Origin of the sequence: Thalassotalea fonticola, from assembly GCF_032911225.1 — a bacterium.
Classification (GTDB): domain Bacteria; phylum Pseudomonadota; class Gammaproteobacteria; order Enterobacterales; family Alteromonadaceae; genus Thalassotalea_A; species Thalassotalea_A fonticola.
The window spans coordinates 1,350,385-1,365,309 of record NZ_CP136600.1 but is presented as its reverse complement, the minus strand read 5'-3'; the positions used below and the strand labels follow the sequence as shown (position 1 = coordinate 1,365,309).

The window sequence follows — 14,925 nt, the reverse complement described above, 5'->3', positions numbered from 1 at the left end:
CAGCATTCGCAGGCAACAATTTGTTAGCTAAAGCGTTGTTTATTATCAAACAGCGCTTCTAGTACTTAGCCTTCTTTCAACTTATGGCTTTTAATTAACTCGCATTTTTAATTGAATAGGATATTGTTGCACATAATCCCCATAAACAATATTGAGTGACATAAAGTCAATATAGTCAGCGGTTATCGTACTCGTTTTTAATACTAGGTTCATTTGAGCCCCATCGCGTGTTAATTCAACTTTTTCGAAGGTGCTGAATGTTAAGCTTTGGTCAATCGATAATGCATCTACTAAGCCGTGCTGATCAGTAAAGCTGAAAGCGTAGGTTTTCTCAATATTGTTGTAAATTATAGGAATATCGCCCGCATCAAAATTAAAAGAGCTTCTGGCAATAGATTCTGATAATACCGTTATGTTTGCTATTTTCATAACTTCACTGCCATCAATTAATGTGGCGTGATAAGTAATCGTCATGGTTTGTTGGCCGGTAACATCGGGAGCGGTTATTTCAAAGTGTTTATTGCTTTCACTGATGTTGCTACCTTGCACATTTGATACTTGCCAAGACCATTGTTTAATTTGTTCGAAATTTTCTGTAATCACATTAAGTGTAATTGCTTGGCCTTTTACCGCAATTAGCTTGGAAGCCGTTACAATAACATCACTTGCAGTCTCTTGGTTTTCTATGGTGAGTTCAGTGGTAACGGTTTGGCTTAGATTTCCCATTATTACTGTTAGCTCAAGTTGCCCTTGAATATCTGAGTCTACCGAAGGTGCTGATATACTCAGTACTTTATTATTTGGTGTTAATAATGTTAGTGTTTGCTCTGATAACCAGCGCCACTGGTAAGAGTCAACTGCATGTGAGCTTTCAATTATTGGCGTAATGCTCGTACTTGTACTCTCGTCTACCGTTACTGTTTCGGGTAAAGTCACCCTTAGTGTATACGTGCTATCAACAGCGATAGAAACAACACTATCGGCCATAAATGTACCATCTTGAGCGGTAACTGCACTAACTTTGACAGGAAATTCAGTCAATTGGTTTACTGGCGGGGCAGTAAAGGTAATTATTGATTCGGTGACATTGCCTTGGGTGATGTTTTCGATAGATTCATCGTTAACATTTAAAGAATTTACATCCCATAAAACTGACTCTAATTCAACATTACTGGTTAAGCGCGCACTAAGGGTGGTGACATCACCTGATATGGTATTAAAGTGTTCTACCAGTTCTATATTAACCGTAGGCGCTGGCTCACTATTATTTGGCGTTATAATTAGCTGAAGTGTTTTTTCACTTTGGTTCTGTTGTGTATTTGTAGCTTTTAAGGTGATAGTGGTGGTTAATTCACTGTTCACATCGGGCAGGGCGAGAGTGGTGGTTAAATTATTCTTATCAGAAAAAGTTATATCTGCATTTTCCGCATACCACTCCACTGACACATCATCATCTTGTGGGTCTTGTACTGTGGCAATCAGTACAATGTTTTGCCCTCCTAAGGCTTTTTGGTCAGCAGGCATGCTAATTATCGGTGCTTCATTTGTTGTAGTGTCAGCCTTAATTTCAGCAGAGATTGATTTTTGACTTGAGTTGCCCGCGTTATCTTTAGCTATGAGGGTTATTACGACAACCATATCTATATTGGTTGTCGGGAAGGTGATTGAAGTAGATGATTCATTAGGCTCAGTAAAACTCACCTCCTGGTTATCCGCCTGCCAAGTAATATTGACTGTATCTCCTTCGGGATCAGATATAACTGCGCTAAGTTCAACGGTAGAGCCACTGTTTATTATTAGCGTTGATTCTATGGTAATAACGGGGGCTTTATTTACTGTCGGTTTTGTTTCGCCACAGGCAGACAAATACGTCAGACAAAAAAATACGAGAAATAAATTCAATTTGTTCATATCATTCCTTGATTTATTAAGTTTAATTACTGTAACTGAAATTGATTCTATATCATTATTTTTTAAAGAAAAATTGTTTTATAATCAATTAAATGTTTTGTTACAAATGTGGGTAATTAAAGGTTGGGGAAACCCATTAAGCGGTAAACTTCGAGCCTAAAATAGCCATTAACAATATTTGAGTTAAAGGTAGCTTATTTCGCATTGGAGTAATTAAAAGCTAAAAATAAATAAATCCTAAAAGTGTAAACCTATTTCAGGACGGGACAATACAAATAAAAAAGCCTCAGCATTTCTGCTGAGGCTTTGATATAAATGGTGCCGACTGCCGGAGTCGAACTGGCGACCTACTGATTACAAGTCAGTTGCTCTACCAACTGAGCTAAGTCGGCACACAAAACTGTGTGCGATAGTCAAACTAAATTTAAACTTGAGTTATCGTATCTTGGCACCGAAACAACAATTAATCATTGTCTCTGAAATTAATGGTGCCCCGACCCGGATTTGAACCAGGGACACGCGGATTTTCAATCCGCTGCTCTACCAACTGAGCTATCGGGGCGCTTCGTTTGACTAAGCTTTTTGGCTTTGCCTTGAAGACGGGCGCTATTAGACTGTTTTTCTGTTATTCAGTCAACTACTTTTTTCAAATAAATGTTTGTTTGGCTATTTTTAATCCAATCTATCGATTTATTGAGCAAAACTAGACGATTATTTATCGTTTTATTAACAATGCTTACTTTTTCTCTGGTGTATAGCCTTCGATTTCTGGCTCTTTACCTTCAAATAAAAATGCCACCATAGTTTCTTCTAGAAATTTTCTATCTTCTGGGTTCATCATAGATAACTTATGTTCGTTAATAAGCATGGTTTGTTTTTTCTGCCAAATTCCCCAAGCTTCTTTGCCAATGTTATCAAAAATGTTTTTTCCAATATCGCCAGGATAAAATTGAAAATCTAAACCATCATCTTCTTTATTAAAATGCTGACAGAATACTTTACGGCTCATAATTGTTTCTCTTTGATTGGTTGTTCAATAATATGTTCATTTATTAATGATAATAAAGTCTTACTTGATGCGGCTAATCCTACATTTGCGCCGCGTTGAAGATGGTACCAAAGCTGTTGATCATTTTCATTAATAATTACTCCATTTGTACTATCACTTAAGCTTTCAACCGTTGCTTGTAATGGCTTTATATCTAAGTGGAAGTGTGAAAATGTATGCCGAAAGCCCTTTAATTCATTTTTACTGGTTATTGTAAGGCCTAGCTCCTTTTCAAGTCGTGGTAATTCATCAAATGTTTCTATTTCATAAAAGCTCCATAAACCGCCCCAAATGCCTGTTGGTGGTCGTTTATACATTAATACCGAGTCTTCATTGGTAAACATAACCATAATAGTTTGCTTAATAGGTTTATCTTTTTTAGGCTTTTTTCCGGGAAACTCAGCTTGTTTTTCATGGAAAAATGCTTGGCAGTTTTCTTTTAGTGGGCATTCAGTGCAACTAGGTTTACTGCGTGTACAGCGTATGGCGCCTAAATCCATCATCGCTTGATTAAAGTTGGCAACGCCTTGCTCCGGAGTCAGTTTTTCTGATAACAGCCATAACTGTTTATCAAAGGCACTTTGCCCAGGGTATCCGGATACCATATGGTACCGAGCTAATACTCGTTTAACATTACCATCGAGAATAGGGTGGTGCTGGTTAAGCGCCAGAGATAATATTGCGCCAGCTGTACTTCGACCAATACCAGGAAGGGCTATTACTTCATCTATGTTCTCAGGGAACACTCCATCATATTCATCGCGTATTATTTTGGCCGCTTTATGCAGGTTACGTGCCCGGGCGTAATAGCCTAAACCAGTCCAGTGGTGTAACACTAAATCTTCATCAGCATTGGCTAAGTCGGTAATTGCAGGAAAGCTATTCATAAAGCGTTGATAAAACGGGATGACAGTGGCAACTTGAGTTTGTTGTAGCATTACCTCTGAAATCCATACACTGTACGGAGTTTTACTTTGTTGCCAAGGTAAGTGTTTGCGGCCTTGGTTGTCAAACCAAGTTAAAACATTTTCACTAAAAGACATGATTATCATTATTGTTATTTACTACTATATCCGCGAGTGTAGCGCTTTTAGCTTGGTTGATCCACGACAAATAAGTTTGTCTTTAGCTGCAATAAAACTTGGCAATTTGTTCATTTAGCACTATTCTTCGCACCATAAATACTTGTTACTCTTTTTATATCTTTTTAATCAGGGTTATATGGGTTTAAATTGAACATTAATTAGGGATTATCATGACAGAAAAAGTAAGCAACCGTAGTCGCCGTTTACGTAAAAAAATGCGCGTAGATGAGTTTCAAGAATTAGGCTTTGATTTAGCTTGGCAGTTTGCTGAAGGTACGACAGATGAAGCGATTGATGAATTTATGGATAAATTTTTTGACGAAGTTATCGAGCCAAATGGTTTAGGTTTTGGTGGCGAAGGCGATTTAATTTGGCATGGCTTGGTATGTACTCAAAAGCTTGGTAAGTGTACAGATGAGAATCGTAAAGATGTTGAAGCCTGGTTAACCAATGCTGGCGCTAAATCTGTGGCAGTATCTGATTTATATGATGTTTGGTGGGCATAACCGCTAAATAATCATATAAAAACGCAATAACCTTGTTTAATTTAGAATAGGGTTATTGAGTTATCTGCGTAAAAAAACGATAATAGCGCCCGCTATTTTATCATCTAAAATATCAAATTGGTATAACCCCGTTTTTCGAACAAGCAATAGAGTAAAAGTTATATGACTAATGAAAATCACCAACAAAAACACAAAACCATTGAGCAAGCACAAGCGGAAGGAAAGTACATTCGTAAAGTGCGCAGTTTTGTAAAGCGTGAAGGTCGGTTAACGAAAGCCCAAGCCCGTGCATTAGATACTTTATGGGATACTATGGGGTTGAACCATGCTGATGGAATGATAAGTGCTAAAACATTATTTGGTAATGACAATCCTATTACCTTAGAAATTGGTTTTGGTATGGGTAAGTCGTTAGTTGCTATGGCTAAAGCGGCACCAGAGATAAACTTTATTGGCATTGAAGTGCATCGTCCAGGTGTAGGTGCTTGTATTGCTGAGGCTGAAGCTGAAGGTGTAACAAATTTAAAAGTATACGAACACGATGCGATAGAAATATTAGCAGACTGTATTCCTAAAGGAACAGTTGATACAGTACAATTGTTTTTCCCTGATCCTTGGCATAAAGCTAAGCATCATAAACGCCGTATAGTAAAGCCTGAGTTTATTGAAAGTATTCGCGGCGCATTAAAAGTAGACGGTATCTTCCACATGGCAACCGATTGGGAAAACTACGCTGAATGTATGTTAGAAGACATGAAAACAGCACCTGGGTTTAATAACTTGTCTGAAACTCAAGACTATGTACCTCGCCCTGATTCTAGACCGTTAACCAAATTTGAAAATCGTGGCCAAAATTTAGGCCATGGTGTTTGGGATTTACAGTTTAATAAAATAGACTAGAGATACTGAAACAAGTTCAGTAAATGGTGGTAGTCGTTCAGTAAATGGTGGTAGTCGTTCAGTAAATGGTGGTAGTCGTTCAGTAAATGGTGGTAGTCGTTCAGTAAATGATGATAGTCGTTCAGTAATGTTTGTGGTGGTTGTTTCGTAATATAGCATGGCTAAACACTAACCATATTTTCCTGAATTTATTTCAGGATTTAATATCTAATAATACAAAAGCGCAGAGTTAAAAATTGTTTAACTCTGCCTCTTTTACATAAAATCTATTATTTATCTGACTGGATTTAGTTATGTATCCAAGTATTTATTACATTTTCAACTACAGGAGTGATTGAAAACGTGATCATGTAATCAGGAGTGTATAGATCATTCTTTTCTACGTAATAATCAAAGTCCATACCAAATTTCCAAGCGCGGCCGCCTAAAATCGTTGTTTTACTGACCGTAAAGTTAACAGGTAATGTTAATTTTTCATCTTCAATCTCGTGATTATATTCAACTTTTGGTGCAGAGCCCCAAGTCCAACCACCTTGCTCAATGTTGATCCACATTAATTGTGAAGACGTTACGCTCATTTTACCAGCGTCACCTAACTCACCTTCATCGATACTTTCAAGGTGAGACGTATATGCGCCGATTAAGCCGGTACCATCTGCTTTAAATTTACCTAGGAATAACGCGGGGCCTACAGCAACAACTTCACCACCACCAACATCAGAGCTACCTGTTGGTAAAGAGCCAACCATACCGAAAGCCATTAGTGAAGTTGGGTCTTCTTGCTTTGGAGCGAACACTAAATCGAAACCAATATCACCAATTCCAGATTCATTAGAACGGTTATCATGAATAATTGGAACTGCGGGACGAAAGATAACTTTGTCGCCACTGTCCATTGTAAACGGTAAAGATGGTTGGAATAACGTTAGTTTAACTTCGCTCCCATCATCATACGATTTAAATTGATTTTTAAACGTTAAACTAGCAAATGCGGTATTGGGGTTAGCAAGTTCTTTTGCAGCTTCGTCAGCTGAAATTTCTTTTTCAGTAGCAAACACTGATGTCGTAGTAAGCAGGCCGGCTAGGGCAAGGTTAGTTAATGATTTTACAAATTTCATTTTATAGTCCTAAGAAGATTCACTTCAAATGATGATGTTTATAAATTAATTGCCGGCATGTTATGCCTAAAGGTTAAATACATCTATATCATTTGGCGCCAATACAAACGATTACAAATCATACAGTTTTGTTACGTTATTGTTTACAGTCTTAAAGGTGGGGTGTTCTATATTTGGTCGGAGTCATTTTCGCCCAGCGGTTGAAGGCTCTGCTGAAATTATGGTAATTACTATAATGCAATTGCTTACTGATCATCTCTACGCTTAATAGCGAATTTTCAAGCAAGCTTTTTGATCGTTCAAAACGAATTAATTCAATCAGTTTTCGATAGGTCATGCCTTCATTGGCTAGGTAACGTTGCAGGCTACGCTTACTCAAGCCAGTAATTTTTACTGCATCATCAATGCTAGGTAAATACTCATATAAATAGGGCTGTAATATCTTGGTTAATTGCTCCACCATTGATGCGGCAAAGTTGTTTATTGCAATAGAGGTTGCTTGCGGTTTGCTGCCAGTTTGCATTAATTCTTTTACTTGCTCATCTATTAGTATTCTTGTTGAAGGCTGCCCGTAGGCTAATTGGGCATTTTTTAAGTATTTATTACTAGAGTAGTGATGATCTGAGCGAGTTAAACCGATAAATTTTGGCGTCCAAGAGCTTTGCGTTAAATATTGAATTACTTCAATCATTGAAGCCAGAATATATTGTTCAATAACATTATTACCTATATTGTTATATTCTATTGGATTGTAACAAAACCAATGACCGGCTTTATCCGTTTCTATCCATAAATCATTATTATTAGCTGTGAAGGTGTTTATATCGCAAAATAATTCTAACGCATCGAGTAGGTTGCTAGAGTGCTTTTGAATAAAAATTAAATATTGCTCTAAGTGTGTATTTCCAATCTTATCAATTAAAATAAACCCCAAATCTTTTACTTGATATTTTCTTTCGATAATTGCCATTAAATTTCGAAATGGAATCCATGAAATTGTTATATTTTCATCAAATAATGCTGCTTGGGGTAATAATGCTTTTTCATATATATCTGCTACAGGCGCATTTGCTTCATCCAGTATTTGCTTTATAGGAGTTAGAGTTTTTGCCTGTAGTAAATATAGGTTTTTCATTATGGTATGTGAACGCTATCAATGTTGATTAGAGTAGTTTTCAACGGCTTGCCATACTCTAAGTACATTACCCGAAAGGATCTTTTCAATATCCATTTCACTATAGCCACGCTGCAGTAAGCCATCAATTAAGTTAGGGTAACTTGCTACATCTTTTAAACCAACAGGTAAACTATCGCCAACACCATCGTAATCAGAGCCTATTCCTACATGATCAATTCCGATAAGCTTTACAACGTGGTCGAAATGATCGAGCACATCATTAAGTGAAGCGAATGGGAAGGGGTTGTTAGCCAAGTATTCTTGGGTAAAAACTTTCACTTCATCGCTATTAGAGGTTACAGTATTTTCTGCCATAAATTCATTCAGCGCTGCTTTGTAGGTATTTCTGTGCTCTAAAGAATCTTGTGCGATAAAACCAGAGCCAAAGTTTATCTGAATAACACCACCATTCTCTTTTAACTTTAGCAGCATATCATCACCCATATTACGTTCAAATCCAGGGGTAAATTTGCGAGCTGAAGAATGAGAAGCAATTACGGGTGCTTCTGTTAAGTCCATAACTTGATAAAACGCATCATCAGAAATATGTGAGACATCTATCATCATGCCAACTTTATTCATTTCTAATACTAACTGTTTGCCAAAATCAGTAAGACCACTCGCTGGGCGTAATGGGTCATAAGATGAATCTGAGATATGATTTGTTTTTGAGTGTGTCAGGGTGATGTAACGTACGCCTCGGTTATAAAAATGGTGTAAGTTTTCAATTTTACCTTCAATTGGACTGCCGTTTTCCATGCCCATAGGAAGTGAAATTAAACCTTGCTGAAAATGTTTTTGCACATCGCTGACACTACGAGCGATAGCAAATTTTTCGGGGGCAGTACTGACTATTGACTCTACTGAGTCAATTAATTTGTCTGCTAGTTGTTTAGAGCCACCACTTAGATCAAAAGCTGCAGGAATATAGATAGACATAAATGGCGCATTTAGACCGCCAGATTTTGCCCTTGGATAGTCAAAGTCGCCACTTTCAGTGGCTTTAGTAACATCATCCCATTGCTTTTCTAGTCGGTAAGGAACGTCAATGTGACCATCAATAATTATGTATTTCTGCGCAAGTTGTTTACCATTCAAAGGCTGTTCAGTTTGCTTGATGGTTGGCTCTGAGCAAGACATCAAGCATGATATGCTAAGTGTTAATGCTGTTATTTTAAGTGAGAGGTTTATCAAAGTTGTTTCCCGGATTTGATTTTTAATGAACGTACATTACTACATAAAGCCGATAAAAACTTATAACTCTACAAATAAACATATAATCACGAACTTTTGCGGCTGTACATATTTCACCCCAGATTAAATTATTTTATTTTATGACAATAATGCAAATTTAGCGCCAAATTTGTTAGCATGCACTCGAATTCTAAATAAACGGTAAAGTATGTACGATTATATTGTGGTAGGTGGTAGCCAGGCTGGATTAGCTATGGGCTATCAATTAAAAAAATTAGGCGTTCGTTTTTTAATTGTCGACAGTGGTGATGAAATAGGCAGTGCTTGGTTAAACCGTTGGGATTCATTAACGCTATTTACTCCAAAACAATACAATGGTCTTCCAGGACTTGCTTATCAGGGCCCTAATGAATATCCGACTAAGTATGATGTTGCCGCTTATTTATCTGAATATGTATCAACGTTTAACTTACCGATACAGCTTCAAACTACGGTACAAGCGTTACATAAGAATAATCAAAACTATGTTCTTGATACACCTTTGGGCGAGCTGCAATGTAAAAATGTAGTCGTTGCTACCGGGCCATTTCATACGCCTTCTATTCCTGGCTTTGCTGCTAATATTGATTCTAATATTACCCAAATACATAGCTCAGCCTATAAAAGTCCACAACAATTACAAGCAGGCGATACCCTAGTGGTTGGCGGCGGTGATTCCGGCGTACAAATTTTATCTGAAATTGCCGATACTGGCCGTGTTTGCTTCAGCTCTGGCGTCAACAGTTTAGCATCATTGCCACAGTCGTTTTTAGGCAAAACGCTATGGTGGTGGCTTAAAAATCTCGGCGTTTTATCTTTGTCGAAACATTCATACTTAGGCAAACAAATTGCTAAACGAATGCAACCTGTTATTGGTACTAATGTCAAAAAATTACTTGCTCGAGATAATGTTAAGCAAGTTGGCCGAACTGTTTCGGCAGAGTCCAATTTAATCACTTTTAGCGATACAGAAGTGCGTAGCATAAAGAACATCGTTTGGGCGACGGGATATAAGCCTGACTTTTCTTGGTTAGGTAATGTAAAACTGGATGAGCAAGGTTACCCTGAAAACTATCGTGGTGTATCTGCTGTTCAAGGGTTGTATTTTATTGGTTTACCTTGGATGCATACACGAGGGTCAGCCACTCTTGGCGGGGTAGGAAAAGATTCTGAATACTTGCATAAGTACATCGCAAACTTAACATCTGCAACTGAAAATGTTCCTGTTGGAAATTTTGCTTAAGCTATTCACCTTTGGCTTCGCCATTACGCGTGAATACAGAATTTATACCATCCTTGGCAATTCTAAGTTAAATCATCCATGATTTAAAATTCACGCCAACCGGCGTTTATATCCGGTTAATTTCCATGGTTGGTCCGAATTCATTCGGACGTAAAAAAGGCTATAGATATCATCTATAGCCTTTTTAAAGTGAGCCTATTGAATGGGCTACTAGTAACTTTCGTTATGAACCGCTTGTACAGCACGGCCAGAAGGATCTGCCATGTTTTTAAAGCTTTCATCCCATGCCAGTGCCGCTTCTGTTGAACAGGCTACTGACTTACCACCTGGAACACATTCTGCAGCTGATGCTAACGGGAAGTGCTCTTCAAATATTGTGCGGTAGAAGTACGCTTCTTTAGTATCTGGTGTGTTATGCGGGAATTTAAATTCTGCATTCGCTAATTGCTGATCAGATACTTGTTCCTCAACATGCTCTTTTAAACTGTCAATCCAAGAGTAACCAACGCCATCAGAAAATTGTTCTTTTTGACGCCATAAAATTTCTTCTGGCAAGTAGCCTTCAAACGCTTCACGAAGTACGTGCTTTTCAATTTTGCCATCTTTACACATTTTGTCTTCTGGATTGATACGCATTGCCACATCCATAAACTCTTTATCTAAAAATGGTACACGAGCTTCAATTCCCCAAGCCGACATTGACTTGTTGGCACGTAAGCAGTCAAACATATGTAGCTTATCTAACTTGCGTACTAACTCTTCATGGAATTCTTTAGCATTTGGCGCTTTATGGAAGTATAAGTAACCGCCAAAAATTTCATCTGCACCTTCGCCAGACAACACCATTTTAATGCCCATAGCTTTAATTTTACGAGCCATCAAGCACATAGGTGTTGATGCACGTATTGTCGTTACATCGTAGGTTTCAATGTGATAAATCACTTCTTTTAAGGCATCAATACCATCTTGAACAGTAAAGGTAATACTATGGTGAATAGTACCAATTGAATCAGCCACTTTTTGCGCGGCAATTAAATCGGGGCTGCCTTCTAAACCACAGGCAAATGAATGAACTTTTGGCCACCAAGCTTCAGATAAATCGTTTTCTTCAACACGGCGAGCTGAAAACTTTTGGGTGATAGATGATATTAATGATGAATCTAAACCACCTGATAATAGCACCCCGTAAGGTACGTCTGTCATTAAATGAGCTTTTACTGAATCTTCTAAAGATGTTCTTAATTCAGCAATATCAGTAGTGTTATCTTTAATGGCATCATATTCAGTCCAATCACGCTTGTAGTACTGTTTGATTTCGCCATCATTGCTGTCTAAGTAATGTCCCGGAGGAAACTCACTTACTGTTTTACAAATAGGCATTAGCGCTTTCATTTCAGAGGCGATAACAAGGTTACCATGTTCATCATGGCCCATGTATAAAGGAATAATCCCCATGTGATCACGAGCAATTAAATAACTGTTGTCTTCTTGGTTATATAAACAAAAAGCAAACATGCCTTGCAATTTATCGATAAAGTTAACACCAAACTCTTCGTATAAAGGTAAAATCACTTCACAGTCAGATTTAGTTTGGAATGCATAATCAACGTTTAAATTAGCTTCAAGGTTCTTATGATTGTAGATCTCGCCATTAACAGCTAACACATTATTTCGATTTTGATTATATAAAGGTTGTGCGCCATTTTCGGTATCAACAATCGCTAAGCGCTCGTGCACTAAAATAGCATTGTCATTTGAATAAACTCCAGACCAATCTGGCCCTCGGTGTCTTAATAAACGAGAGTGCTCTATGGCTTGCCCTCGTAACGCGCTGGCATCAGACTTGATGTCCAGAATACAAAAAATTGAACACATAAAATATGCTTCCTCACAAAATCAAAATCGAAATAATAAACCTTTATAAAAATTTTTAAGGCAACAACAGAGTAATAAATGGCTATGTTGAACTTAACTCTTATAAAAGAAAAGGCCGCAATGTAAACTTTATTACATCGCGGCCCCTGAGAATCTTATATTTGCTATTAAAAATCAATAGCAATTTCATCTAAATTAGAATATTTATTCAAATTTATTCAAAAACTAATTATTTACAAGTTATTAACGTTGAAACTCGCTTGATTTAGACCACTGTGGCCAATCTTTTGAATCAGCTACTTGATAAAGTACATCAAAAGTAACCTGTAAATCTTGCCTTGCGCCTGAAAAGTCCCAGTCAGGATTATATTCATCACATAGCTGGTGATAACAGCTGCGCATTATTGGTAAAGTTTTCTTACGATATTCTGCCGTTTTTGCATCCACTGGCTTACCACCGCCACCAGCGTATAAAGCAGGAACACCAACTTTAGCAAAATTAAAATGATCAGAGCGATAGTAACTACCGGCCGCTGGGTTGGTTTCTTTTACCAATATTCTATTTTGTTTTTTCGCCGCGACTTTAAGATAGTTTTCCATTTCAGACTTTCCTAAGCCGTTCACCACTAAATCTTTTGTTTTTCCAAGAATGTTTAAACTGTCTAAGTTTAGTACACCAACCGTTTTGGCTAATGGAAAAATTGGATTTTCAGCATAATATTTAGAGCCTAATAAACCTTGCTCTTCCGCTGTCGTGGCAATTACGGTAATAGAGCGCTTAGGTGCTGTGTCTAAACTGGCAACAGCTCGAGATATTTCAATTATACCGGCAATACCTGTGGCGTTATCATGAGCTCCATTATAAACCTTATCACCTTTTAAACTGTCATCACTGCCCATATGGTCCCAATGGCCAGTTAATAATAAGTGTTCTTCAGGTGTAACGCTACCTGGCAGCGTTGCAATAAAGTTATGAGACGTAGAGCGCTTAATGGTACTTTTTACTGAAGCAGTAGCCGTTAAACCTAATGATTTATTGATAGGTCCAAGCATGGCTTTATTTTTATAAGTGTTAAATTCTAAACCTGCTTGCGCGAATAATTCATGAGTACTTTGAGTGGTTAACCAACCTTCAATTTGTACTCTGCTTTTATTACCATCTTCGGCATATAATTTATATTGTGGGCCAGACCAACCATTTTTTACAACTGACCATCCATATGATGCAGGTGCAGTTTCATGAACTATGATTGCCGCAGCCGCACCTTGTCGACTTGCTTCTTCATATTTATAAGTCCAGCGACCATAATAAGTCATTGCCGAACCGGTAAAAAGGCTTGGTATTTCTGATGCAAAGCCAGGATCGTTCACCAACATTACTACAGTTTTGCCTTTTACATCGATTCCTTCATAATCATTCCACTTATATTCCGGTGCATTAATGCCATAACCGACAAAAACAATTTCTGAATCGGTTATTGTTTCTAACTCGCTAACACGTGATGTTCCTAAAACCATTTCGGTTAAGTAATTTAACTTGTTAGTTTTACCTTTACCTTTAATGGTAAGGTTGGTGTCATCGCCGGCGGTTATTTCTGATAACTCAACTGCTTGTAAATAACTGCCGTTATTACCGGGTTTCCAGCCATTGTTTTTAAATTGTGTAGTCAGGTAATCGAGTACTTTTTTCTCACCGTTAGTGGTAGGTAATCTTCCTTCAAATTCATCAGAAGCGATAATCTTTACATGCTCATGTAATTTATCTGCAGAAATTTCGTGATATGCCTGTTCGAATGTTTTTGCGCCTACCGTACTTGTTAAAGTCACAGTTAATGCACTGAAAAGACTAATTAATTTAGATTTTGTTTTCATAAGGTTAGAACTATTATTAAATTAAGACAATGTAATCTAACCCTTGTGAAGCACAAAATAAAGAAGTTGTTACAAACAGTTAAAATATGTAGCCGATATATTGCTTTGTTATAAATGGCAGTTACACTTAATGAAAGCTCTCTTCCCCATTTCAGATAACTCAAAGGGATTTTAATGATATCAGTTGAAAATCTGAGTAAAGCATTTCCAATAAAAGCTCATAAGAAAAAAAATAATGGCCAAAGTAAAGATCCACGCGAGCAGGGCAATCAATTTCATGCACTAAAAGATGTCAGCTTTCATTGCGACAAAGGCGAAGTGTTAGGGTTACTTGGACCTAATGGCGCAGGCAAAACTACGGCCCTGAGAATTTTGTCTACGGCACTTAAACCTGACTCAGGTATCATTAATGTGAGTTACGTTGATGTGGTGAAAAACCCTAAAATTGCTAAGCAAAAAATTGGCTTTTTATCGGGTAAAACTGGTTTGTATGGGCGATTAACAGCTAGGGAGAATATAGAGTTTTTTGCTAAATTACATGGTGTGACTGATGAGTTCTTAAAAAATGACGCAGATGAAATTTATGAAAGTTTAGCCATAACCAGTTATTTAGACAGACGGGTAGAACACTTATCTACAGGCATGCAGCAAAAGGTATCAATAGCTCGTGCGGTAATACATAACCCTGAAGTTTTAGTACTTGATGAGCCGACGACTGGCCTAGATATTATGGCGACAGAAACCATAATGGAGTTTGTCCAATTGATGAAACAGCAGGGGACTGCAGTTATTTTTTCAACCCATCACCTTGATGAAATTGCGTTACTTGCCGATAGGGTTTCTGTCATTTATCAGGGGGTTAGTTGTTTTGATGACAGTGTGGGTAATTTCCAGCAACAAGCAAGTGATCTTGATTTACGCAAAGCCTTTATGAATGTTTTAAAGGGAGCACAATAG

At 37.6% G+C, this 14,925-nt stretch carries 13 protein-coding genes and 2 tRNA genes; 4 read left to right on the top strand and 11 right to left on the bottom strand.

Annotated elements, in window-relative coordinates:
* Nucleotides 1-90 precede the first annotated feature (90 nt).
* The 5 genes from RI844_RS05645 to mutY form a co-directional block, all read right to left on the bottom strand.
* Nucleotides 91-1,911: a hypothetical protein gene (locus RI844_RS05645; RefSeq protein ID WP_348397466.1), complete on the bottom strand. Its 1,821-nt coding sequence runs from the start codon at nucleotides 1,909-1,911 to the stop codon at nucleotides 91-93.
* A 316-nt stretch (nucleotides 1,912-2,227) separates the two neighbouring features.
* Nucleotides 2,228-2,303 (bottom strand) — tRNA-Thr (locus tag RI844_RS05640).
* Between the two features lie 94 nt (nucleotides 2,304-2,397).
* Nucleotides 2,398-2,473, bottom strand: a tRNA-Phe gene (locus RI844_RS05635).
* A 174-nt stretch (nucleotides 2,474-2,647) separates the two neighbouring features.
* Nucleotides 2,648-2,920, bottom strand: coding sequence for an oxidative damage protection protein (locus RI844_RS05630; protein WP_348397465.1), 273 nt, complete (start codon nucleotides 2,918-2,920; stop codon nucleotides 2,648-2,650).
* Nucleotides 2,917-4,002 carry an A/G-specific adenine glycosylase gene (gene mutY / locus RI844_RS05625; RefSeq protein ID WP_348397464.1) on the bottom strand — a complete coding sequence of 362 codons (1,086 nt, stop codon included), beginning with the start codon at nucleotides 4,000-4,002 and terminating at the stop codon, nucleotides 2,917-2,919. The genes RI844_RS05630 and mutY overlap by 4 nt, the downstream gene beginning before the upstream one ends.
* A gap of 212 nt (nucleotides 4,003-4,214) precedes the next feature.
* On the opposite strand from mutY, the gene RI844_RS05620 reads away from it, so the two are divergent.
* Both RI844_RS05620 and trmB read left to right on the top strand, forming a co-directional pair.
* Nucleotides 4,215-4,550 (top strand): YggL family protein, encoded by a 336-nt coding sequence (locus RI844_RS05620; protein ID WP_348397463.1) that lies wholly within the window; start codon nucleotides 4,215-4,217, stop codon nucleotides 4,548-4,550.
* Nucleotides 4,551-4,712: 162 nt separating this feature from the next.
* Entirely contained in the window at nucleotides 4,713-5,450 is a 738-nt protein-coding gene (gene trmB, locus RI844_RS05615) for a tRNA (guanosine(46)-N7)-methyltransferase TrmB (protein WP_348397462.1), read from the top strand.
* Here trmB and RI844_RS05610 read toward each other — a convergent pair.
* The 4 genes from RI844_RS05610 to RI844_RS05595 all read right to left on the bottom strand — a co-directional run bounded on the left by RI844_RS05610 (nucleotide 5,427) and on the right by RI844_RS05595 (nucleotide 8,885).
* Nucleotides 5,427-5,609 carry a hypothetical protein gene (locus tag RI844_RS05610; protein WP_348397461.1) on the bottom strand — a complete coding sequence of 61 codons (183 nt, stop codon included), beginning with the start codon at nucleotides 5,607-5,609 and terminating at the stop codon, nucleotides 5,427-5,429. The genes trmB and RI844_RS05610 overlap by 24 nt on opposite strands.
* 128 nt (nucleotides 5,610-5,737) lie before the next feature.
* Nucleotides 5,738-6,568 (bottom strand): hypothetical protein, encoded by an 831-nt coding sequence (locus RI844_RS05605; protein WP_348397460.1) that lies wholly within the window; start codon nucleotides 6,566-6,568, stop codon nucleotides 5,738-5,740.
* Between the two features lie 151 nt (nucleotides 6,569-6,719).
* Nucleotides 6,720-7,703 carry a helix-turn-helix domain-containing protein gene (locus RI844_RS05600; protein ID WP_348397459.1) on the bottom strand — a complete coding sequence of 328 codons (984 nt, stop codon included), beginning with the start codon at nucleotides 7,701-7,703 and terminating at the stop codon, nucleotides 6,720-6,722.
* 18 nt (nucleotides 7,704-7,721) lie between these two features.
* Nucleotides 7,722-8,885 carry a dipeptidase gene (locus RI844_RS05595; protein WP_348398323.1) on the bottom strand — a complete coding sequence of 388 codons (1,164 nt, stop codon included), beginning with the start codon at nucleotides 8,883-8,885 and terminating at the stop codon, nucleotides 7,722-7,724.
* A 262-nt stretch (nucleotides 8,886-9,147) separates the two neighbouring features.
* Between RI844_RS05595 and RI844_RS05590 the strand changes: the two genes are divergently transcribed.
* Complete coding sequence (locus RI844_RS05590) at nucleotides 9,148-10,221, top strand: flavin-containing monooxygenase (protein ID WP_348397458.1); 1,074 nt, start codon at nucleotides 9,148-9,150, stop codon at nucleotides 10,219-10,221.
* 210 nt (nucleotides 10,222-10,431) lie between these two features.
* Here RI844_RS05590 and asnB read toward each other — a convergent pair whose 3' ends face one another.
* Together asnB and RI844_RS05580 are read right to left on the bottom strand one after the other, a co-directional pair.
* Nucleotides 10,432-12,096, bottom strand: coding sequence for an asparagine synthase B (asnB, locus tag RI844_RS05585; RefSeq protein ID WP_348397457.1), 1,665 nt, complete (start codon nucleotides 12,094-12,096; stop codon nucleotides 10,432-10,434).
* 243 nt (nucleotides 12,097-12,339) lie between these two features.
* Nucleotides 12,340-13,968: a M28 family metallopeptidase gene (locus tag RI844_RS05580; RefSeq protein WP_348397456.1), complete on the bottom strand. Its 1,629-nt coding sequence runs from the start codon at nucleotides 13,966-13,968 to the stop codon at nucleotides 12,340-12,342.
* Nucleotides 13,969-14,142: 174 nt separating this feature from the next.
* On the opposite strand from RI844_RS05580, the gene RI844_RS05575 reads away from it, so the two are divergent.
* A complete protein-coding gene (locus RI844_RS05575; RefSeq protein WP_348397455.1) occupies nucleotides 14,143-14,925 on the top strand; it encodes an ABC transporter ATP-binding protein in 783 nt (260 codons plus the stop codon).

Coding starts and splice junctions, on each gene's coding strand:
- RI844_RS05610 (WP_348397461.1), bottom strand. CDS start 5,609: ATGCTATATTACGAAACAACCACCACAAACATTACTGAACGACTATCA.
- RI844_RS05580 (WP_348397456.1), bottom strand. CDS start 13,968: ATGAAAACAAAATCTAAATTAATTAGTCTTTTCAGTGCATTAACTGTG.
- RI844_RS05620 (WP_348397463.1), top strand. CDS start 4,215: ATGACAGAAAAAGTAAGCAACCGTAGTCGCCGTTTACGTAAAAAAATG.
- RI844_RS05645 (WP_348397466.1), bottom strand. CDS start 1,911: ATGAACAAATTGAATTTATTTCTCGTATTTTTTTGTCTGACGTATTTG.
- RI844_RS05630 (WP_348397465.1), bottom strand. CDS start 2,920: ATGAGCCGTAAAGTATTCTGTCAGCATTTTAATAAAGAAGATGATGGT.
- mutY (WP_348397464.1), bottom strand. CDS start 4,002: ATGTCTTTTAGTGAAAATGTTTTAACTTGGTTTGACAACCAAGGCCGC.
- RI844_RS05590 (WP_348397458.1), top strand. CDS start 9,148: ATGTACGATTATATTGTGGTAGGTGGTAGCCAGGCTGGATTAGCTATG.
- RI844_RS05605 (WP_348397460.1), bottom strand. CDS start 6,568: ATGAAATTTGTAAAATCATTAACTAACCTTGCCCTAGCCGGCCTGCTT.
- RI844_RS05600 (WP_348397459.1), bottom strand. CDS start 7,703: ATGAAAAACCTATATTTACTACAGGCAAAAACTCTAACTCCTATAAAG.
- RI844_RS05595 (WP_348398323.1), bottom strand. CDS start 8,885: ATGTCTTGCTCAGAGCCAACCATCAAGCAAACTGAACAGCCTTTGAAT.
- asnB (WP_348397457.1), bottom strand. CDS start 12,096: ATGTGTTCAATTTTTTGTATTCTGGACATCAAGTCTGATGCCAGCGCG.
- RI844_RS05575 (WP_348397455.1), top strand. CDS start 14,143: ATGATATCAGTTGAAAATCTGAGTAAAGCATTTCCAATAAAAGCTCAT.
- trmB (WP_348397462.1), top strand. CDS start 4,713: ATGACTAATGAAAATCACCAACAAAAACACAAAACCATTGAGCAAGCA.